Annotated in this window: 14 protein-coding genes, 2 tRNA genes and 3 rRNA genes; 8 read left to right on the forward strand and 11 right to left on the reverse strand. The window is 56.7% G+C overall.

Features of this window, described 5'->3' with window-relative positions:
• The first annotated feature begins 3 nt into the window (after window positions 1-3).
• Window positions 4-618 carry a phytanoyl-CoA dioxygenase family protein gene (locus M017_RS0104220; RefSeq protein ID WP_031496055.1) on the forward strand — a complete coding sequence of 205 codons (615 nt, stop codon included), beginning with the start codon at window positions 4-6 and terminating at the stop codon, window positions 616-618.
• On the opposite strand, the gene M017_RS0104225 is transcribed toward M017_RS0104220, so the two are convergent.
• Together M017_RS0104225 and lpxC are read right to left on the reverse strand one after the other, a co-directional pair.
• Window positions 570-1,094: a CDP-alcohol phosphatidyltransferase family protein gene (locus tag M017_RS0104225; protein ID WP_051669501.1), complete on the reverse strand. Its 525-nt coding sequence runs from the start codon at window positions 1,092-1,094 to the stop codon at window positions 570-572. The two genes, M017_RS0104220 and M017_RS0104225, sit on opposite strands and share 49 nt — an antisense overlap.
• Window positions 1,078-1,968 carry a UDP-3-O-acyl-N-acetylglucosamine deacetylase gene (gene lpxC, locus M017_RS0104230; RefSeq protein ID WP_031496059.1) on the reverse strand — a complete coding sequence of 297 codons (891 nt, stop codon included), beginning with the start codon at window positions 1,966-1,968 and terminating at the stop codon, window positions 1,078-1,080. The genes M017_RS0104225 and lpxC overlap by 17 nt, the downstream gene beginning before the upstream one ends.
• Window positions 1,969-2,175: 207 nt before the next feature.
• On the opposite strand from lpxC, the gene polA reads away from it, so the two are divergent.
• Window positions 2,176-4,647: a DNA polymerase I gene (gene polA, locus M017_RS0104235; RefSeq protein WP_031496061.1), complete on the forward strand. Its 2,472-nt coding sequence runs from the start codon at window positions 2,176-2,178 to the stop codon at window positions 4,645-4,647.
• A gap of 3 nt (window positions 4,648-4,650) precedes the next feature.
• On the opposite strand, the gene M017_RS0104240 is transcribed toward polA, so the two are convergent.
• Window positions 4,651-6,090, reverse strand: a complete 1,440-nt coding sequence (locus M017_RS0104240) for a DHA2 family efflux MFS transporter permease subunit (protein WP_031496063.1) — start codon at window positions 6,088-6,090, stop codon at window positions 4,651-4,653.
• A 114-nt stretch (window positions 6,091-6,204) separates the two neighbouring features.
• On the opposite strand from M017_RS0104240, the gene M017_RS0104245 reads away from it, so the two are divergent.
• Both M017_RS0104245 and M017_RS0104250 read left to right on the forward strand, forming a co-directional pair.
• Window positions 6,205-7,080: a dienelactone hydrolase family protein gene (locus M017_RS0104245; RefSeq protein WP_031496064.1), complete on the forward strand. Its 876-nt coding sequence runs from the start codon at window positions 6,205-6,207 to the stop codon at window positions 7,078-7,080.
• A gap of 262 nt (window positions 7,081-7,342) precedes the next feature.
• Entirely contained in the window at window positions 7,343-8,068 is a 726-nt protein-coding gene (locus M017_RS0104250) for an acyl-CoA synthetase family protein (protein ID WP_051669502.1), read from the forward strand.
• An 8-nt stretch (window positions 8,069-8,076) separates the two neighbouring features.
• Here M017_RS0104250 and M017_RS0104255 read toward each other — a convergent pair whose 3' ends face one another.
• From M017_RS0104255 to M017_RS0104280, 6 genes are all read right to left on the reverse strand, one after another.
• Window positions 8,077-8,655 carry a hypothetical protein gene (locus M017_RS0104255; protein ID WP_155121234.1) on the reverse strand — a complete coding sequence of 193 codons (579 nt, stop codon included), beginning with the start codon at window positions 8,653-8,655 and terminating at the stop codon, window positions 8,077-8,079.
• Between the two features lie 57 nt (window positions 8,656-8,712).
• Window positions 8,713-8,829 (reverse strand): 5S ribosomal RNA (gene rrf, locus M017_RS0104260).
• Window positions 8,830-8,959: 130 nt separating this feature from the next.
• Window positions 8,960-11,854: ribosomal RNA gene (locus M017_RS0104265) — 23S ribosomal RNA — on the reverse strand.
• Window positions 11,855-12,145: 291 nt separating this feature from the next.
• A tRNA-Ile gene (locus tag M017_RS0104270) sits at window positions 12,146-12,222 on the reverse strand.
• A 45-nt stretch (window positions 12,223-12,267) separates the two neighbouring features.
• Window positions 12,268-12,343 (reverse strand) — tRNA-Ala (locus M017_RS0104275).
• A gap of 222 nt (window positions 12,344-12,565) precedes the next feature.
• Window positions 12,566-14,047, reverse strand: a 16S ribosomal RNA gene (locus tag M017_RS0104280).
• The 16S, 23S and 5S rRNA genes sit together here with 2 tRNA genes alongside, the layout of an rRNA operon.
• A gap of 836 nt (window positions 14,048-14,883) precedes the next feature.
• Between M017_RS0104280 and hrcA the strand changes: the two genes are divergently transcribed.
• Genes hrcA through dnaJ form a run of 3 tightly spaced genes read left to right on the forward strand, consistent with a single transcriptional unit; the run spans window position 14,884 to window position 17,641 of the window.
• On the forward strand, window positions 14,884-15,930 hold the full coding sequence (gene hrcA, locus M017_RS0104290) for a heat-inducible transcriptional repressor HrcA (RefSeq protein WP_031496070.1): 1,047 nt from the start codon (window positions 14,884-14,886) through the stop codon (window positions 15,928-15,930).
• Window positions 15,931-15,969: 39 nt separating this feature from the next.
• Window positions 15,970-16,482 (forward strand): nucleotide exchange factor GrpE, encoded by a 513-nt coding sequence (locus M017_RS0104295; RefSeq protein WP_031496072.1) that lies wholly within the window; start codon window positions 15,970-15,972, stop codon window positions 16,480-16,482.
• A 28-nt stretch (window positions 16,483-16,510) separates the two neighbouring features.
• On the forward strand, window positions 16,511-17,641 hold the full coding sequence (gene dnaJ, locus M017_RS0104300) for a molecular chaperone DnaJ (protein ID WP_035957659.1): 1,131 nt from the start codon (window positions 16,511-16,513) through the stop codon (window positions 17,639-17,641).
• Between the two features lie 3 nt (window positions 17,642-17,644).
• Here dnaJ and M017_RS0104305 read toward each other — a convergent pair whose 3' ends face one another.
• Window positions 17,645-19,102, reverse strand: a complete 1,458-nt coding sequence (locus M017_RS0104305; protein ID WP_031496074.1) for a M81 family metallopeptidase — start codon at window positions 19,100-19,102, stop codon at window positions 17,645-17,647.
• Window positions 19,103-19,184: 82 nt separating this feature from the next.
• Between M017_RS0104305 and M017_RS0104310 the strand changes: the two genes are divergently transcribed.
• On the forward strand, window positions 19,185-20,420 hold the full coding sequence (locus M017_RS0104310; RefSeq protein WP_031496076.1) for an MFS transporter: 1,236 nt from the start codon (window positions 19,185-19,187) through the stop codon (window positions 20,418-20,420).
• On the opposite strand, the gene M017_RS0104315 is transcribed toward M017_RS0104310, so the two are convergent.
• Window positions 20,404-21,600 (reverse strand): carbohydrate kinase family protein, encoded by a 1,197-nt coding sequence (locus tag M017_RS0104315; protein WP_051669504.1) that lies wholly within the window; start codon window positions 21,598-21,600, stop codon window positions 20,404-20,406. The two genes, M017_RS0104310 and M017_RS0104315, sit on opposite strands and share 17 nt — an antisense overlap.
• Between the last annotated feature and the right edge of the window lie 9 nt (window positions 21,601-21,609).

The following is a 21,609-nucleotide window of genomic DNA, read 5'->3' on the forward strand; positions in this document are numbered from 1 at the left end:
CCTGTGAACTTAAAATTCCAACTCCTCAACCACGGCTTCGAGATCCGCGAGCAAGCCTGTCCTGCCCCACTCCTCCAAGCGCTGCAAAGCGAATTCCCTCTCGATACGCCTGTCGATTGGGATCTGCTCGATCACTCCGCAAGCGTGCGCGAACAAGCCACAAACGGAGAATTCCAAGCCCTGGCGGCGGCTATTCTCGGCCCCGATTGCTTCCCCACCCACGCCATCCTCTACAACAAGAACCTCACCGCGCAAGCCTGGCACCAGGACACGACAATCAAGGTGGAAGGCCAAGGCTTCATTGAGGCGCCCAACAAGGAAGTCTATTCCGATCTCCTGTCTCTCCGGCTCAGTCTCGATGACTGCGGCTTCTTCGATGGCGCGCTCAAGCTTTGCCCCACCTCACACAAGCATGGGCCGCTCACTCCAAATGAAGTGCGCGCCCATTCCTCACGGCCCTTTTCTTCGCCCGAAATGCGGGCCGGGGACATCCTCCTCATGCACCCCCTGACGATTCATGCCAGCGGAGCCAACGAGACCGGCAGACCGCGCCGCGTCATCCACATCGTCTATGCCGCAGCGCCGCTGCGTAGCATCCTGCGCCCGGTCAGCGCGTAGTCGACGCCACTGATCACGGTGCCAACTGCGGCGGCATAGAGCAATACGGAGAGCCAGGCATCGCCGAGCGTAAAGCAACCTGCCAGCATCGTCAGTTGGATGATCGTGCTGAGCTTGCCCCATTGGGACGGGGAGAAATCCTTCTGGCCAGTCCTGCGATGGACATACGCGCTGCCCAGCAGAATCATGAAGTCCCGTGTCAGCACCATCGCCATGAGCCAGTTCGGAATGCGCCCCATCTTCCACCAGGCGAGCGTCGCCACAATCACCCACACCTTGTCGCCGAGCGGATCGAGATACGCACCCAGTCTCGATGCAACGCCCATTTTGCGCGCCAGCCAGCCGTCGAGAGCATCGGTCCAGGAAATCCAAAAGAAAAGCGTCCAGGCCCACTCGTGGCGGTTCAGGATCATCCAACCAATGAGAGGAGCGAGAAAGACGCGGCTGAGCGATAGGGCGTTAGGTAGCCAGCGCATGCGAGACGCGTTCCACCAACTGGTCGAAGTTAATCACTTCGTACAGCGAAGGGTCGCTCATGATCTTTGATACCAGCGCCACATGCATTGCGTGGCCCGCACGTTCCGCCACCACCTGCCCGAGCATCGGACGTCCAATTAGAGCCAGATCGCCAATCAGATCAAGCACCTTATGACGAACCGGCTCATTCGCGTAACGGAGACCTTCGGGATTCAAAACGCCCTGCTTCGTAAAACAGACGGCGTTCTCGAGAGAAGCCCCGCGGATCAAGCCCATGTTCCGCATCTGGTCCAGTTCGTGCTCAAAGCCAAAGGTCCGCGCTGGAGCGATGTCCTCGGCATAGCGGTCTGGAGTCACCTGGAATTCCAGCTTTTGCCTGCCCACCATCGGATGGTCAAAGTACACATCGCAGTTCAGAACGAAGCGATCCGAGGGCAAGATCCGAATCCGTTTCCCGGTCCCTTCCACAGAGACCTCCCGGGTGATCTGGAGGTATTTCCGCTGCTTCCGCAGCTTCTTCACCCCGGCGTCCTTCAGCCGCGACACCCACGGCAGGCTCGACCCATCTAAAATTGGCACCTCGAGATTGTCAATTTCGATGATCGCGTTGTCGATCTCCATACTGTAAAGTGCACTGAGAAGGTGCTCCGTCGTGGAAATCAGAACGCCTTGCCGCATCAAACTTGTGGCATAACTGACACGGGCGACATGATGAAAACTGGCCGGGATCTCAAATCCGTTTAAATCGCTGCGGCGGAAAACAATGCCGGTTCCGGCGGGCGCAGGCAAAATACGTACGCTCGAGGCAACGCCATGGTGAAGACCAATGCCGCTTGCCTCTACAGATTGTTGGATTGTGGTTTCAAACTGCACCTACTGGCCTCCGGGGCGGGAGTGCACTGCTGAGAATTCTTCCGTCAACTCAACACTGTAGCAGTGATTATGGTTTTCTGTAAATTGTTGATTTGTAAAACTTTGTTATCCATCAAGCGACTCAAATCAGCCACACTCTGCCCTCATTCTGTGTCTGGAATACACCACTGCAGATTTGGCCCTAGCCAAGTATGATGAGATTACTCCATGGTGCCCCGCCTTTTTCTGATCGATTCCTTCGGCTTCATCTTCCGTGCTTATCATGCCCGGGCACGCATGAGCGCCGCCCCGATGCGCAACTCACGTGGTTCGGCCACCGAGGCGGTGTACATTTTTCACAACATGGTGAAGCGCCTGCTAGCCACCTACAAGCCGGAGTACGTCGCGGCAATTTATGAGAGCCTGGGCCCCACCTTCCGCGATACCGAGTTTGCCGAATACAAAGCGAATCGCACCGAGACCCCGCCCGATCTGCTCGAGCAAATTCCGCACTGCAAGACGGTGCTTGAAGCCATGCGCGTGCCCGTGCTGCAGTTCGATGGCTTTGAGGCCGACGACGTCATTGGCACTCTAGCCAAGCGCGGGGTGGCCTCGGGCGTCGATGTCGTCATTGTCTCGAGCGACAAGGACATGCTGCAGTTGGTCAACGAGAACGTCGTAATGCTCAATCCGATGAAGGATGACATGGTCTTCGACATCGAGAAGACCCGGGAGTTCATGGGGGTCGCCCCCAGCCAGGTGGCCGACCTGCTCGCCATCAAGGGCGACTCAGTGGACAACATCCCCGGTGCTCCTGGGATTGGCGACAAAGGAGCGATCGAGCTCCTGCTCCGCTTCGGCAGTGTCGAGGCAGCGCTCGACCGGGCAGACGAAGTGGAGAAGAAGAAGCAGCGCGAGAGCCTCCAGCAGTTCCGCGACCAGATTCTGCTCTCCAAGCGTCTGGCCACCATCCATTGCGATGTGCCCCTCGAATGGTCGCTCGATAGTGTCGCCGCGCAAACCCCTGACACCGGTCTGCTGCGTGCCTTCTACCAGGAGATGGAGTTCTTCAGTTTGTTGAAGCAGCTTCCGGCTGAAGAATCCGCAGCCCCGCCTGTTGCGGAGTTGGAGTATGACGCCTTTCTCCAAGGACTCGAAGGGCCTGCCGCACTCTTTGCCGAGGCAGACGCCATCGGGGTTGCTGCCGCGCACGGCAAGTCCCGTCTCAATGCCACGGGGGATCTCCCTCCTGGCCCACGCATCGTCTATGACGCGAAAGCGCTGTCTTGGGACAACATGGACGAGGATGTAAAAATATTCGGATTTCTCCATGACGCCGATCCCACTGCCGTTTCTCTCGAAACGCTTTCAGAACGCCATCTGCATTCCCGTCCCGCCGCCACGGCGGTCGACAAGGCACTTGCCGTCTGGCAGTTGCGCGAAGTGCTGAAACCGAAGCTCGAAGCGCGCGGCCTGTGGCGCGTATGGGAAGAAATCGAGAAGCCGCTCATTCCGGTGCTCCGCAAGATGGAGAAGACCGGCATCCGCATCGATAAGGAAGTGCTCGGGCAGATGTCGGTCGATTTTGAAGCCCAGCTCCAGGAGCTGACCAACAGCATCTATCAACTGAGCGGCCGCCCCTTCAATATCAATTCGCCGCAACAACTGGGCATCGTACTCTTTGAGGAACTGCGCCTCCCCACCCCCGGTAAAACCGCCAAGACGAAGAGCTACTCGACGGCGGCAGACGTTCTCGAAACACTGGCCGAAGATCACGAAATTGCCCGTAAGGTGCTGGAGTATCGCCAGCTCTCCAAGCTCAAGGGGACCTACATCGATGCGCTACCCGCCTTGATTCACGAAGGCAGCGGCCGCCTGCACACCACCTTCAATCAGACCGGGGCCGCCACCGGCCGTCTCAGTTCGAACGACCCGAACCTGCAGAACATCCCAATTCGGACAGCCCAAGGACGGGCCATCCGCGCCGCCTTTGTCCCGGAGCCTGGCTGGACGCTAGTGATCGCCGACTACTCGCAGATCGAACTGCGGCTACTGGCCCACATGTCGAAGGACAAGGTGCTGGTAGAGGCCTTCCGCAACAACGAAGACATCCACACCCGCACGGCCAGTGAGGTCTTCGGGGTACCGCCGCTGATGGTGGGTCCCGAGCAGCGCCGCAACGCCAAGGCCGTCAATTTTGGAATCGTCTATGGCCAAAGTTCTTTCGGTTTGGCCTCAAGCCTCGGCATCCCGCGCAGCGAAGCAGACCTCTATATCAAGCTCTTCTTCGAGCGCTATTCGGGCGTCCGCAAGTTCATTGATGCAACCATCGCCGAGGTGCGCAAGACCGGCATGTCGCGCACACTGTTTGGCCGCGAGCGGCCTATTCCGGATATTGATTCGAGAAACGCGAATGCACGCGGCTTTGCCGAGCGTACCGCCGTCAACACGCCCCTGCAGGGATCTGCCGCCGACCTGATTAAGCTGGCAATGATCTCGATCGACAACGAGCTCAGCAACGGCCAATGGAAGTCGCGCATGCTGCTACAGGTGCATGACGAACTGGTCTTTGAGGCCCCGCCCGAAGAGGTGGAGGCGCTCAGAAAACTGGTGAAGCGGGAAATGGAAGAAGTCTACGAACTTGCGGTTCCGCTGCTGGTTGAGACGGGAGCTGGAGCCAACTGGCGCGATGCGAAGTAAGGCTCAGCCGTCGTGAGCAAGCTTCTGGCCTGCTACATTGACACTGCCATCCCCCTTCTTTAACTCGCTAAAGATCAGTGTCGAAAAGATGGTGAGCGCCCCCATGGCAAACAACGCCAAGTGGATGCCGTGCACCATTTCTGGAGCAGTCGCATGCGACCGGTCAGGAACCAGGAGCGCCGTGGTGAGCGAGGCGATGGCAACGCCAAAGCTCATGGACATCTGCTGCATCGTACTGGCAATCGTACTGGCTGCACTGGCTTGATCGGGACCTACATCAGCATAGACCAGCGTATTCATCGCGGTGTACTGCATGGAGGTGAAGAAGCCAAACACAAAGGTTTCCGCAACCATCACCCACACCGGCGTCTGCAGGTTGATCGTCGCAAACAGGAAGATCCACAGCCCCAGGATGATGGTGTTTGAGATGAGCACGCCCCGGTATCCGACTCTTCTGAGAATGTAGGGCATGGTCAGTTTCAAGATCATTGAGGCCACCGCCTGCGGCATCATCAACAAGCCGGACTGAATCGGACTGAAACCTAGCCCCACCTGATAAAGCAGCGGAAACAGGAACGGCATGCCACCAATGCCCAACCGCGTGAAGAAGCTGCCCGCAACCGCCGCACGAAAGGTGCGGAGACGAAACAGAGCCAAATTCAGCAAAGGCATGGGGATGCGCGAGGAGCGCAGGCCGTAGGCAACCAACAATACCAGCGACGCCAGCAACATCGCCGCCATCTGCGCTTTCGTTAACGTGTGCTCTCCAAAGATCTCAAGCACATGGGAGAGCAATCCCACCCCGGAGCCAAAGAGAAGGAAGCCAATCCAGTCGAGGCGATGAGGATGCAGGTCCCGATAGTCCGGCAGATGGCGATACACCAGATAGAGCCCGATGATGCCAATCGGAATGTTGAGAAAGAAGATGACCCGCCAGTGGAAGTAGCCGACGATAAAGCCGCCGGCAAGCGGGCCGAGCATCGGGGCCACCAGACTGGGGATGGCGACAAAACTCATGGCACGCACCAGATCAAATCTGGAGAACGTCCGCACCATCGTGAGACGTCCCACCGGCACCATCATGGCGCCGCCACAACCTTGCAGAATCCGGCAAAGCACCAATACCGGAACATTGCTCGATAAGCCGCAGAAGAGAGACCCGAGAGTAAAGATGCCAATCGCTCCGGCAAAGACCAGACGCGTGCCAAAGCGATCGGCCATCCAACCACTAATCGGAATGAAGACCGCCAGGCTCAACGTATAACTGGCCAGAATCGACTTCAGACTCAGCGGAGCCACCTGCAGCGCCTCTGCAATCGCAGGCAGTGCCGTGTTCAGAATCGTCGTATCGAGCGACTCCATAAAGAACGCCACAGCGACCAGCCAGGGCAGCAGCCGTCGGCTGGATTCAGCCAGAACTGGCTCGATTGATACGGGTGGCACGGGTTGAGATGGGGTCGTAGCCTGCAACTCCTCAATTGATTGGACTCATAGAAAAGCTACCACTGCAAGGACAGGCCATGCCGCATTCTTTCGCCCCCTATAATGGCAACAACGATGCACGAAGATCTGAAGTCCGAATTGAACAGCCTTGTCCCCGACCCGGAGAATCACTCTCGTCGCGGCTTCCTCGTCACTACCTTGCCGGTCGGCTTCGCCTTAGCCGTGCAACCGGTCAGTGCGCAGACGATCACCACCAATACCGATGGCATCACTGCAGGCGAGGTGAAGGTTCCGGTCCAAGACGGCGAGATGCCCGCTTACCGTGCGTTTCCGAATAAGGGCAGCAACTTCCCGGTAGTGCTCGTGATCCAGGAGATCTTCGGGGTCCATGAACACATCAAGGACTTGTGCCGCCGTCTCGCCAAGAAGGGGTACTATGCCATTGCGCCTGCCCTTTTTGCGCGCCAAGGAGATCCTTCGACAATCGAGAATGTCCAGAATCTGATTCGCGACATTGTGTCCAAGGTTCCCGACGCCCAGGTGATGGCAGACCTCGATGCGACGCTTGCCTTTGCAGGAAAGCACGAGGGTAACGAGAAGAAAGCCGCGATTACCGGCTATTGCTGGGGTGGGCGCATCGTCTGGCTCTACGCGTCTCACAACCCGAAGATCAAGGCGGGAGCAGCCTGGTATGGCCGCATGGAAGGGCAAGGCACCCCACTCCAACCCACCCAACCGATCGAGATCGCCGTCTCTCTCAAAGTCCCGATTCTAGGGCTCTATGGAGGTAAAGACCAGGGCATTCCACAATCGAGCGTAGAGAAGATGCGCGTGGAATTGGCGAAGGGCAAGTCGAAGAGCGAAATTATTCTCTACGGAAATGCGCAGCATGGATTCAATGCGGATTACCGGCCGAGCTACGGGAAAGTGGATGCAGAGGACGCCTGGGCGCGGATGCTCGCCTGGTTCAAGAGTCACGGGGTAAAATAGGCCAGAAAACGGAGACAGGCCGCCCTGGAGGAAAGCGGCCTGCTCGGACGAGCACATGGAAAACCAGTGCACCCGCAATGGCAAGACTTCTCGGAGGAAGAAGTCCGCACGATCTAGTTTAGAACCTTACTACTACCCGATGAATGGTACTAAAGTACTGAAGTTGAAAGAATGCTACAGTTTCTCCAGTTCAGGATCGACTGGGGCTCCAGTCCCCACCCGACACCCCCTCCACCACATCCATCGAGAGCTGGATTTTCTCATGCTTCTTTTTCCGGGCCGACGGCGGATTCTGAGTGCGGTCTCACCAGACCATATCTATGGCTATCTCTGGACGGTTCTTCTGCCATCCCGTCTCCATCTGCAAGTCTTAGATCTAAGAGTCCTAGGCCCGGAAATCATCCGGCCAGGAGATCTGATTGTTGGCCATCCGGGGCTTTGGTTTCGGCTGGCTGAGTTTCGCTGGCCTACAGATGTCTGGGCGATCCATTCGGGCGGGGCCGCTACACCGGATTCCATTGCAGCAATCCAGCAGCATGGACTGGCCCGCTGGCTCGATATCTACGGCTCCACCGAAACGGCCGGAGTGGGAATGCGAGAAGATCCATCACGCCCCTACGCATTACTGCCCTACTGGCCGGACTTCCTCGAAGGGATAGAAGCGCCAGATCATATTGAGTGGAGCGACGCCCGGCACTTCCGTTTGGCCGGACGCCGGGATCGAGCGGTCCAGGTGAGTGGCGTCAATGTGTATCCGCAGAAAGTAGAAGCCATTCTGCGCCAGTGCCCGGGAGTCCGGGAGTTGCAGGTCCGCCTCATGCGCCCTGAAGAGGGCCGGCGGCTCAAGGCCTTTGTCGTGGGAGATTGCGAAGAAGCTGTGTTGCGCGAATGGGCCTCGGCTTCTCTGAGTGGCCCGGAACGTCCCGAAACCTATACCTTTGGAGCAGAACTTCCCTTGCGGCCGGACAGAAAAAGCAGGGATTGGTAGAAGCGGGGTCACTCAACCAGAAACCGCGTATCGATGTCGAGAACGAGCGCATCGGCCAGGATCTCGAGATTCCGGATCTCCAGCTTCCGGATCGTGATCTGATACACGCTCGAGGCCGAGGCGGCAGCCAGCAACTTCCGCATCTCCTCGCGAATCGGATACTGCACAGCGTCCGCAATGCTCCGCTGGAGTGCTTTCAGCACTTGGCGGGAGTAGAAACTGTCCTGGCTGAGGATCTTCACCGCCGGATTGGTCAGCAGTAGCGTACCGTTCCTGGTCGTAACGCCGGCCAGGATCTCCAGGTCGAAGGAATCACCAAAGCCGATGCACTTGCCGAAGACGTCGATGGAGCTTCTGCCGCTGAACTTCGCGCGGATCAGCAACTTGCCGTCGCGGCTGCCGAACTTCGGGTTCGCCAGGTAAGCAAAGCTGCACTTCTGACTCGGGTCTCCTTTGACATAGCGCTTGCCATCCTGCGTGAAGAGCTGCTGCGCGAGCTGCTTTTCGAGGAGCGGAAAGCGGATCTCGAGTTCAATCGCAGGCAGACAGACGGCAAAGGCAAAGCAGAACAAGAGTCGAGTCATCATGCAGGGTCCAATACGAAAAACCCCAGCAGAGATAACCCTGCTGGGGTGTCGTTTTTAATCGGGCAACGTCCTACTCTCCCACACAGTCGCCCGTGCAGTACCATCGGGGCAGTGAGGCTTAACTTCCGTGTTCGGTATGGGAACGGGTGGGACCCTCACGCTATGGTCACCCAAAAGCTTTGATGGCTTTTGATTTTTGATTCTTTGCTGAATTTTGATAGAGCAGCCACAATTTATATATCGAGCGTACTGAAGTTTCGCAACAAGCACTCATTGCTGAGTTGCTGTATTTGTTGTAAATTTTATGGCCAAGCCGAACGGGCTATTAGTAACGGTTAGCTCAACGTATTACTACGCTTCCACATCCGTCCTATCAACCAAGTCGTCTTCTTGGGCCCTTCAGGGAAATCTCATCTTGGGGAAGGTTTCGCGCTTATATGCATTCAGCGCTTATCCTGACCTAACTTCGCTACACGGCTATGCTCCTGGCGGAACAACCGTATCACAAGAGGTTAGTTCATCCCGGTCCTCTCGTACTAGGGACAAGCCCCCTCAAATTTCCTACGCCCACCACAGATAGGGACCGAACTGTCTCGCGACGTTCTGAACCCAGTTCACGTACCGCTTTAATAGGCGAACAGCCTAACCCTTGGGAGCTTCTACACCCCCGGGATGCGATGAACCGACATCGAGGTGCCAAACCGGAGCGTCGATGTGAACTCTTGACTCCGATCAGCCTGTTATCCCCGGCGTACCTTTTATCCGTTGAGCGATGGCCCTTCCATGCAGAACCACCGGATCACTTTGTCCAGCTTTCGCTCCTGCTTGACTTGTATGTCTCGCAGTCAACCTAGTTTATGCCAATGCACTCGTCGGTGGATTTCCAAACCACCTGAACTAAGCTTCGAACGCCTCCGTTACAATTTAGGAGGCGACCGCCCCAGTCAAACTACCCGCCTAACAATGTCCCTCAACCCGATGAGGGTAGTAGGTTAGATTCACAGCAGATGCAGGGTGGTATCTCACCATTGGCTCCCTCGAATCCAAGAATCCGAGTTCAAAGCCTCCCACCTATCCTGCGCAGCATGTGCCATAAATCATTGTTAGGTTATAGTAAAGGTGCACGGGGTCTTTCCGTCTAGTGGCGGGCATCCGGCGTCTTCACCGGAACCACAAGTTCGCCGGGCGGATTGTTACGACAGTCGTCAGATCGTTACGCCATTCGTGCAGGTCGGAACTTACCCGACAAGGAATTTCGCTACCTTAGGACCGTTATAGTTACGGCCGCCGTTCACTGGGGCTTCAATTCACAGCTTCGCTTGCGCTAACCGCTCCTTTTAACCTTCCAGCACCGGGCAGGCGTCAGCCCCTATACGTCGTTTTAGACTTTGCAGAGACCTGTGTTTTTGTTAAACAGTCGCCTGACGCGTTTCACTGCGGCCCACATTGCTGTGGGCACCCCTTCTCCCGAAGTTACGGGGTTAATTTGCCTAGTTCCTGAACAATCCATCACCCGAGCGCCTGAGTATATTCAACACGTCCACCTGTGTCGGTTTGTGGTACGGATTCTTTTAGCCTAGCCTTAGCGGATTTTCCCGGCTGACGAAGGGGCGGATTTGCCTATCCCCCTCTGAATCCACCCTGTTTTGGAAACCATTGCCTCACAGAGCTTCATCCAGCGTCCCCGCATCGAAACTAAAAGAAGTACTGGAATATTAACCAGTTGTCCATCAGCTACGCCTTTCGGCCTCACCTTAGGCTCCGACTAACCCTGAGCGGATTAACCTTTCTCAGGAAACCTTAGACTTACGGCGACAAGGGTTCTCACCTTGTTTTTCGCTACTTATGCTGGCAGAGTCACTTCCTAGCACTCCAGCGGTCCTCACGGTCCACCTTCGCTGCGCTAAGAACGCTCTCCTACCGCGCACATTACTGTGCACCCATGACTTCGGCATCCAGCTTTAGCCCCGTTGGATTGTCGGCACCGGGTCGCTCGACCAGTGAGCTATTACGCTTTCTTTAAAGGATGGCTGCTTCTAAGCCAACCTCCTGGCTGTCACTGCAACCCGACTTCCTTTCCCACTTAGCTGGAATTTGGGGGCCTTAGTCGATGGTCTGGGCTCTTCCCCTTTTGACGACGCAGCTTAGCCCGCGCCGTCTGACTCCCGATGAATTCATTCACGGAATTCGAAGTTTGATTGGATTCGGTAACCTGGAAAGGCCCCTAGTCCATCCATATCTCTACCGCCGTGACGGTACAATCGAGGCTAGCCCTAAAGCTATTTCGGAGAGAACGAGCTATCACGGAATTTGATTAGCCTTTCACCCCTACCCTCAGCTCATCCAAGCTGTTTTCAACCAACACTGGTTCGGACCTCCAGCCGTTGTTACACGGCCTTCATCCTGGCCAAGGGTAGATCATCCCGCTTCGCGTCTAATCCCAGCGACTCTGCGCCCTATTCAGACTCGCTTTCGCTTCGGCTCGCTTACGCTTAACCTTGCCACTGAGACTAACTAGCCAGCTCATTATTCAATAGGCACGATGTCAGACTTTAATGTCCTCCAACTGCTTGTAGGCATGCGGTTTCAGGTACTATTTCACTCCCCTCGCAGGGGTTCTTTTCGCCTTTCCCTCACGGTACTGGTTCACTATCGGTCTCAAGCGAGTATTTAGTCTTGCCGGATGGTCCCGGCGGATTCACGCAAGGTTTCTCGTGCCTCGCGCTACTTAGGAACCTCTAGAACGAAGATTGCAATTTTACATACGGGGCTGTCACCCTCTATGGCCGGCCTTTCAAGACCGTTCAGTTATTACTTTCTTATCATTCATTTACCAAGAAACTGCTCACGACAGGCTTTCGCCCACCGCAACCAGATTCTTGATATTGAGGCCCTGCAACCCCGGTCTCTCCGAAGATTGACCGGTTTAGACTCCTCCGCGTTCGCTCGCCGCTACTAGCGGAATCACTGTTGTTTTATCTTCCTATGGGTACTAAGATGGTTCACTTCCCCACGTTCGCTTTATGCAGCTATGTATTCACTGCACAATAACCAGTGTTCGCACTGGTTGGGTTCCCCCATTCGGAAATCCCCGGATCATAGAATGCTTACTTCTCCCCGAGGCTTATCGCAGTTGGCCACGTCCTTCATCGCCTGCTTGAGCCAAGGCATCCACACGCACGCCCTTAGTAGCTTGACCATAAAATTTACGTCAAACACAGCGATCCAATTGTCGGTCCACTTGATCAGCCATCCGGCATCGTCTTGTGGCAATTGAATCGTTGCTTACTCAGTTCACTCGTTGCTGTGATTTCATCCACAGCAAGATAAACTTGTGTTGCCCTATCAAAATTCAGTTTTCAAAGATCTCGATCGCGGTCTGCACTTGTCGTGCGACCTAGCCATCTAGAAGGACAACTCTTCGATCATTCATCGAGAATTGCCAAACTACATGACTGGTTGGTTTCGCTTTCTTCCTATCAGTGTTCTATGGTGGGCCTAGCTAGATTCGAACTAGCGACCTCACCCTTATCAGGGGTGCGCTCTAGCCAACTGAGCTATAGGCCCATGGTGTGAACTGTACTAGCTGTCGCTAGCCTACTGGAGTCAACTTGGTGGAGCTGGTCGGGATCGAACCGGCGACCTCCTGAATGCAAATCAGGCGCTCTCCCAGCTGAGCTACAGCCCCTTTTGAGACTTTCATCTCACTGATAGAAATTGTATCGAGGCCAGTTGGACGCAGGGCCGTCGCACAAGGCGACTTGCCATCTAAAATAGTCAAAGTATCGAGCAGAGCATAGTTGCTGTGGACCGGAAAGGCTGTCTCTTACTCCGGATCAAGCACAAGGCCCAATCCGTTTATCGCGGAATTTGCGACAGGTTCAGAAACTCCGGCCACTGTCTCTCTTAGAAAGGAGGTGATCCAGCCGCAGGTTCTCCTACGGCTACCTTGTTACGACTTCACCCCAATCATGAATCATACCTTGGGCTGGTTATACAGACTTCTAGTACAATCCACTTTCGTGATGTGACGGGCGGTGTGTACAAGGCCCGGGAACGTATTCACGGTAGCATGCTGATCTACCATTACTAGCGATTCCAGCTTCATGCAGGCGAGTTGCAGCCTGCAATCCGAACTGAGAACGGTTTTATGCGATTAGCTCCACCTCGCGGCTTCGCAGCGCTTTGTACCGTCCATTGTAGCACGTGTGTAGCCCTGGACATAAAGGCCATGATGACTTGACGTCATCCCCACCTTCCTCCAACTTATCGCTGGCGGTCTCCCGAGAGTGCATCCTTACGGATTAGCAACACGGGACAAGGGTTGCGCTCGTTGCGGGACTTAACCCAACATCTCACGACACGAGCTGACGACAGCCATGCAGCACCTCGACTCTACTCCCTTGCGGGATAATCTACTTTCATAGATCGTTGGAAAGCCGTTCGAGCCCAGGTAAGGTTCTTCGCGTTGCGTCGAATTAAACCACATGCTCCACCGCTTGTGCGGGCCCCCGTCAATTCCTTTGAGTTTCAGCCTTGCGACCGTACTCCCCAGGCGGCATACTTAACGCGTTAGCTACGGCACGAACCAAGTGAATGGCTCACACCAAGTATGCATCGTTTAGGGCGTGGACTACCAGGGTATCTAATCCTGTTTGCTACCCACGCTTTCGTTCCTCAGCGTCAGTTATAGTCCAGTAAGCCGTCTACACCACAGGTGTTCCTCCTGATATCTACGCATTTCACCGCTACACCAGGAATTCCGCTTACCTCTCCTATACTCGAGCATGCCAGTATTCAATGCAGCCTCCCAGTTGAGCCGGGAGATTTCACACCAAACTTGGCACACCGCCTACGAACTCTTTACGCCCAATAATTCCGAACAACGCTTGCTGCCTACGTATTACCGCGGCTGCTGGCACGTAGTTAGCCGCAGCTTCTTCCACCGGTACCGTCATTATCGTTCCGGTCGAAAGGACTTTACACACCGAAGTGCTTCGTCGTCCACGCGGCGTCGCTGCATCAGAGTTTCCTCCATTGTGCAAGATTCCCCACTGCTGCCTCCCGTAGGAGTCTGGCCCGTGTTTCAGTGCCAGTGTGGCCGTGTGCCCTCTCAGGCCGGCTACCGATCGTCGCCATGGTGGGCCTTTACCCCGCCATCTAGCTAATCGGCCGCGGGCTCCTCTCTCAGCGCATTGCTGCTTTCTCCTCTCGGACTTATGCGGTATTAGCTCAGGTTTCCCCGAGTTATTCCCCACTAAGAGGTGGATACCCACGTGTTACTCACCCGTACGCCGCTTTACTCAGGTATTGCTACCCTTTCTCGCTCGACTTGCATGTGTTAGGCGCGCCGCCAGCGTTGATTCTGAGCCGGGATCAAACTCTCGTTTAATCTCGGATTGTTGTTTTGGAATGACCCTCTTGCGAGGATCAAGGTCGCAACTACTTGAACTCAATACTTGACGAAAATAACTGTTTGTTACTGTTCTTATCTTTTAGACTTGCGTCCAACCAGATTGTCAAAGATCTGCCCATGCGTGCCGGACCCGAAGATCACGACTCTGCCATGGCGGCCTCGAAAGGCGTTCAGATGACTACACAAGAACTTGCGCTCTCTTTCATCCATCTAAAAATTGTAAAAAACTGTTTTGACGAGATAACTTCTTTAAGGTGCAACCACTACCAGGATTCACCCGATGGCCGTACGAACTTGTGACTTCGTTCTCGCAGCGGATCTTTTCAGACCAACAAGCTGCTTCCCGCTCTGTCGTTCGCTTATCTCTTTTGTCCGGCCATTCAGTAGTCTACTTGATTCGACTACCATTTAGCAAGTTTTATTTGCTTCGCTCTGCTTTCGTGCCGCTCTTGCGCCCACTCGCTTCGCTTTCGTTAGTCTAACATTTCAGACTTTCGTTTGCAAGAACTTTTTTTTCGCTCTTGCCAGCTCAGCTCCAGGTCGCTTTCGCTTCCACTCTTGCTTTTGCGTGCTCTTATTTACTTGTCTTAGCTGCTTTGCTTTCCGTGCCGCACTCGCGCGCACCGCATCGCATGAATAGAACTGTAACATCCGCAAGCAGGGCTGGCAAGCGCTCTCCCCTGCATTTCTAGCTAAGATGCTGATTTCAAAGGAAGATAAACTTCATACTTTTCCGTCATGGACCGCGATGCCATCCCTTCTCTTCCCGAGAGTGCGCTAAAATCGGACAGGAGCGACCCACACACCTATATATGGCGCCTCAGATCCAGCCCCCGAGCGGCAAACGAAGACAGATCCTGCACGCCATTGTCGAGGCCTACCTCGAATCTGGGGAAGCAGTCTCGTCTTCTGCGATTGCGCAGCGCAGTTTCCCTGGCGCCTCCCCTTCTCCGGCAACCGTACGGAATGCCATGGCGGAGCTGGCCGAATTGGGCCTCCTCACACAGCCACATACTTCAGCCGGCCGCATCCCAACTGCGGCGGCCATTCAGTTCTACGTCAGTTCCCTCACGCAAGTGCGGCCGAATCCCGCAGAAGTCTCTAAGCTGCAGCAGCAGTTCCAGGCGATTCATTCGGTTCCTGATCGGGTCGAAGAGGGCTCCCATATGCTCACCGGCCTGACACAGAACGTCGCCATCACAGCGGCGCTGCCCCCGGCAAGTCAGCTTCTCCACCAGGTGGAGTTGCTTGCACTGGCGGCGCGGCAGGTCCTCATGGTTGTGATTACCTCCGATCAGAACGTCCGCAATCAGGTCATCACGCTCGATCACGATCTCAGCAGCGACGAGCTCGCTGAGATTCGCAACTACATCAATTACGAATTCGCGGGCCTCTCTCTCGCAGAGGCCCGCCGCGCGCTCACCGAACGGCTCCAGGACGATCGCAATCAATATCGCGCCCTGCTGCGGCGCGTCGAGCTCTTCCATGCGCGCGGTCTCTTCGATAACGGAGTCGGGCCGCGGGTTTTCCTCGATGGAGCCGCGTATCTTGTCGGGCTCGACCTGCATCTCACCAAAGAGAGGATGCGGGAGCTTTTTCAGGCGCTGGAGCAAAAGCAACAGATTCTACGGCTGCTCGATCAGTTCCTGCAGGGCTCCTCGAAGATTCCCGCGATCCAGGTGGGCTTAGGAGAGGCGCATCCGGCGCTCCGGGATTTCACTCTGATTGGGGTCCAGGTGCCGCTGGCCGGAGGCATGTCCGCTCGCGTCGCCGTCCTCGGCCCGTTAAGATTGAATTATCAACGTACGATCGCGGCAGTGATGCAGGTGGGCCAAGCGCTCGCACAATCTGCCGACTGATCGCATGCGACAAACCGTAAGAAGAAGAAGGAAAGCACTATGACGGAGTCGACTTTCGACGCTGCCAATCCAGAACCTGTAGAAACCTCGCTCACCACCACTCTCGAGCAGGAGATTGCTCGTCTGGAGACGGAGCGACAGGATCTGATCCGGCTCGCACAGAGCCGCCAGGCGGAGTTTGAGAACTACCGCCGCCGCTCGGAACGGGAACGCCAGGAAACCATCGACGTCGCCACTAGCGATGTCGTCAACAAGCTGCTCCCCATCTTTGACGATTTCGAACGCGCCCTTTTGATCCAGACCGCCGATGCGAGCTATGCAAAAGGCATCGAACTGATCCATGGGCGTCTCAAGGAGACACTCACGAAGCTGGGCCTGGAGCCAATCGATGCGATTGGCACCATTTTCGACCCAAATCTCCACCACGGCATTGACCTTGTTGAAACAGACGAGGCCGAAGACCAGACCATTCTCGCCGAGCTCCAAAGGGGCTATCACTTCCGAGGCCGCCTCTTACGCCCTGCTATGGTGCGTGTTGCGGTGAAGAAGTAGAAAGCAGAAGTAAACAGAACGAGTGCCAGTGACGAAACGTGACTATTACGAAATCCTAGGGGTGGAGCGTACCGCGGACGACGGCGTACTGAAGTCTTCCTACCGCAAGCTTGCCATGAAGTATCACCCCGACCGCAATCCTGGGGACCAAGAAGCGGAGGAGCGATTCAAGGAAGCCGCCGAGGCCTATGGCGTATTAACCGATGCCCAGAAGCGAGCAGCATACGATCGTTACGGGCACCAGGGCGTGTCGGGGATGGGCGGTGGAACCAGTTCCGGCTTTGACCCCAACCAGTTCACCGACCTCAACGATATCTTCGGTGACTTCTTCGGAGATTTCTTTGGCGGCGCCAAGCGCGGCGGAGGCGGCTCCAGCCGCGCCCGCCGTGGCGAAGACCTCCGCTACGATCTGGAGATCGAATTTGAAGATGCCGTTCGCGGCACCTCGGTCGATATTCAGATTCCCAAGCTCGATCTTTGTACCCGTTGCGAAGGCAGCGGCGCAGAGAAGGAAGATGGACTCACCACTTGCCCCAGTTGCCGTGGGCGTGGCGAGCAGCTCTTCCAACAGGGCTTCATGACCATCCGCCGCACTTGCGGCACCTGCAATGGCCGTGGACAGATCATTCGCCGGCCCTGCAAGGAATGCAAGGGCGAAGGCCGCATCCGCAGCGAGAAGAAGCTAAAGGTCAACATCCCGGCCGGTGTCGATACCGGAACGCAGCTCCGGCTGAATTCGGAAGGCCAGGCCAGCCCCAACGGCGGCCCCAATGGCGATCTCTACGTCGTGCTCAGCGTCAAGGAGCACTCGGTGTTTGAGCGCCAGGATTACGATCTGCACTGCACCGTGCCCGTCAATATCGCACAGGCAACGCTCGGCACCGAGGTGGAGATTCCCACCTTTGAGGGCATTGAGTCGGTGAAGGTGCCCGAAGGCACGCAGCCCGGCACCCAGCTCCGGCTGAAGAATCGCGGTGTGCCGCGGGTCAACGCCTCGGGCCGCGGCGATTTGTTCATCCATGTGGAAGTTCACATTCCAACGAAGCTGAGTCGCGAACAGCGCAAGGTCTTTGAACAGTTGCGCGAAACGCTTCCCGCCCCTGGCGAAGAGGACGACAAGGGCGGATTCTTCGGCAAAGTCAAAGAACTCTTCCAGTAAGAGTTAGAGTCCCCAGAGCGCCGGTGCGCGATGAAAGGTGAACCTTGATGGGTTTGCCGTCGTTGCGCCCGGCGTATCCACCATCACAATCTGCTTCGCAATCCCCCGATAGGCCGCTACCGGCGCCACCGTTCCCTTCACTGTCAGAATCCGCATCCGTTCCGGATAAATCCCACAACTCACCAATTGATGAATCGAGTTCGGGCTCGAGCGTTCTGCCGTCAGCAAAAGCAGATTCGGCAGTTCAGGCGTGGATCCCTCCAGCGCCACAACCGCCGCATGGCCGAGGCTCCAGAACCTGGTTCCGCCATGACGCACTTCAGGCTCGACATAGCGGCCGGCGTGCAACGACACCACATGTCCCTTCACCCCGATCGGAACCCCATGCATCGTGTCTGTCTTCCCGCCCACAAACATCGCAAAAGCACCATCAATCCCGACGCGTTTCGCCTCCGCCACCGCTTCCGGATCATAGAGCGTCACCACAAAACCACTTGCCTCCTGGGCCAGCAATTGCTCGAACAGGAAGGTAGCATCTCCTGCCGCGCCGCCGCCGATGTTGTCGCCCACATCAAACAGGGCCACCGGAAACTCCGTCGCCGACAGAGCATCGCGTACAGCTTTTGCGGCATCCGGCAAATCAAAATGCAAACTCTCGTGAGCCGCCCACATCTGCTCGCTCAGCCGTTGCGCTTCCCGCGCCGCCCGCTCGCCGTCGCCATCCGCAATCACCACCACCGAAGGCCCCAGGAACGGCACATCGTTATACTGGTAGCCGCCGACAACGCTCACCGCCAGAATCCCCGGCTCGCGCTCTAAGGCGATACTCGCCTCCGTGATCGCCTGCAGTGGCGGGCGATAGGTGTTCTGGTGCACGATATTCCAAAGCATCGGCGGCTTCACCATCCGCTGTACCGGACGCACTGCGCCGCTCAGCATGTCCGCAAGGATTCGAGCGGCCCGCTCGCCCCGTTCCTTCGTATCGAGATGCGGATTCTGCTGGTACACCACAAGCGCATCGCAGAGTTCAAGGAGCCCTGGAGGCAGATTGGCGTGGAAATCATGCGTCACCACCAAGGGAACAGCAGGGCCGATTTCATGGCGCACCCGCCGCACGATCTCTTCATCCGCATGAGGAAAGCCTTCCGCAAACATTGCGCCATGCAAGGCCAGATACACGGCATCAAAGCTCGCTCCGTGCAGCGCCTGGACAATCTCCCCAGCAAGTTGCTCAAAGCTGGCCCGCTCGACAGGCCCACTCGGCGTCGCCCCGCCATGCAGCAATGGCAGGATTTCCATCCCGCGCCCCAGAGACTCTTCAATGAATCCTGCCACCTCAGTCGAAGAGTTCTTCCAACGCTCCACCTCCCGCGGTAGAAAGTGAAAGTCCTCATAGCGAGTCTTCCGGGAATGGAAGGAGTTCGACTCATGCATCAGACAGGCAACCGCGACGCGTGGCATAGGCTTTTCGACAGACTATCAAATTTCTCTACTGAAATTAATGTTTTTGATAGGAAACTCCTTTAGGCTGGAGAGAACCCTCATGCCCTACCGGCATCGTGTCCTCGCACTTCTCTTCGCGCTCGTGGTGGTCATGTATCTGGACCGCCTCGCCATTGGCGTCGCCGGACCGCGCATGCAGGACGAGTTGCAGATCAGTCCCAGTCAGTGGGGGTGGGTGATGGGCTTCTTCACCCTGGGGTATGCGGGATTCGAACTCCCGGCCGGGATTCTGGCCGATCGCAAGGGCCCGCGTGCCGTACTCTCGCGCATCGTTCTATGGTGGAGCGCCTTCACGGCTCTTACAGGTACAGTCACCAGCCTAGGGCCGCTGTTGGCCGTGCGCTTCCTCTTCGGAGCCGGTGAAGCAGGTGCCTTCCCCAGTTGCGCCAGTACCATCGCCCGCTGGATTCCGCCACAAGAACGCGCCCGCGCTACGAGTGTCTTCTGGATTGGCGCGACGGCAGGCGGCATCCTGACACCGCTTCTGGTCGTCCCCCTCCAGCAAGCTTATGGCTGGCGTGTCTCGTTCTATCTCTTCGCCATTCTGGGGATCGTCTGGGCGGCCGTCTGGCTCTGCTGGTTTCGCGATCTCCCCCGCCAGATGCCCGGCATCAGTTCCGGCGAACTTGCGCTCATCGGAGACCCCTCGCAGCAGACGCACAGCGCGCCCTGGGCCTTCATCCTGCGGCAACCCAACTTCCGCCGCATCCTGCTGATGTATCACTTCTACTGCTGGGGCGCCTATTTTTATCTCTCCTGGCTCCCCACCTATCTGCAACGGGGGCGTGGCTTTACCGAGGACGAAATGAAGATCGGAGCAAGCGTCACCGCCATTGCTGGTTTCTTGGGAGTGTTCACCGGAGGCTTCCTGAGCGATGGCTTGCGTCGCCGTTATTCGCTCTGGGCCGCACGTTCTCTGGTCGGCTCCGCCAGCCTTGCCATCTCAGGAGCGATGATGCTCATTGCCACACAGAGCACCGGAAAGATCGCCGCCATCCTCTTCCTCTCGCTTGGCCTCTTTGCGATGAACATCATGCTGCCCGTCACCTGGGCGCTGCTCGTGGATCTTGCCGGCCCTTTCTCCGGAAGCGTCTCAGGCGCGATGAATACCTTTGGCCAGATCGGCAGCTTTCTGATGGCAACCAGCTTCGGCTACATTGTCAGCGCCGTAGGCAACTACAACCTGGCGCTAATGCCGATGGCCGCCATGCTGTTCTGCGGCGCCTTCTTCTTCTGGCGGATCGAACCCGATCAGTCTCTTATGCCCTCTCAATAAAAACCTTCTCGGGAGCCCGGTAGCGAATGTCCAGGTCAGGCGTCATCACGGGTCCTTTGCTTCGCTTCGAAGCAAACGCGTATGCCAGAATGCCCGTGGTCACTAGTGTGCGTTCCGGTGGATAGGGTTCCTTGCCACTGATGAACATCTCTTCCATGCAATGCACCAGCGCATCGAAGTGCGGCAAAGTCCGCGCCACGGTTGGACTCATCATGGTGCGCAGCAACTGCGGCTGCCCCTCCACTCGAATCGCAACGCTGCGATCGTTCCCGGAAGGTTCATGCAGCAAGGCAACCGCACGAAAACCATCGCGATAGGCGATCCGGAACAGCACCGGCTGCTTTGCCGTCTCCCGCATCCCACCCTTTGCGGCCAGAAGCTGGGTCTTGTAGGCATCCTCGAGCAGAGGCTTCGCCCAAGCGCCCGCGCCCGCATCGAGCCACTGCCAGATCGCATCGCCGTCGATCCATTCGACGCTGGCAACGCCGGTCTCGCCACCTTTGCGGCGTTCCGCAAAACACTGCAGCACTTCCAGCAAATGAAAGCCATAAGCATCGGTAGGTCCCCCGCCAATGACAGCCGCCTCCCGCATCGGAGTCTCGAGTTGCGGCTGCAGGTAAGGCTCCCGTAAGCTCAGCGTCACACTCGAGCCTGCCATCAGCGGAAAGCCGAGCTTGCGACTCCGCGCGAACATCTCTTTTGCCTTCGCAAAGTCATAGGAGAAGTGCTTGTCAAAGAAAGTTGGCACTGCTCTGCCCGTCTTCTCGTAGACATCGAGAATTTGGCTGAACAATTCGTAGCGCGGATACAGATGCTGCCCCTCTGCGTTGAATGGATAGTTGCCATGCTCGCCGACAAAGACCACCGCATCCACCGCAACCCTCGATCCACCCAGCCCGAGCGCGGCGGGAATCGTCGGATAGATTTGGAAGCCTGCCCGCGAAGCCATCTCCCGGCTCATATCAGTCGCGGGAACCTGAGCCGTATACAGCGACACAAGCTGCGTCCGTGGCGCAGTCCAGATGTTATTCGCGGTATAGCCGGAGATCAGCCGGCCGCAGATCACATCGGCATGGGAGTAAAAGCGATACTCCGTCACAATCGCAGCCACCCCCTTCTTTCGATTGGCCCCCAGCGCCATCCCTGCCAAGGGCAACTGCAATAGCTTCCGTCGCTTCATCTTTTCTCT

This window comes from Bryobacter aggregatus MPL3, assembly GCF_000702445.1.
GTDB lineage: Bacteria > Acidobacteriota > Terriglobia > Bryobacterales > Bryobacteraceae > Bryobacter > Bryobacter aggregatus.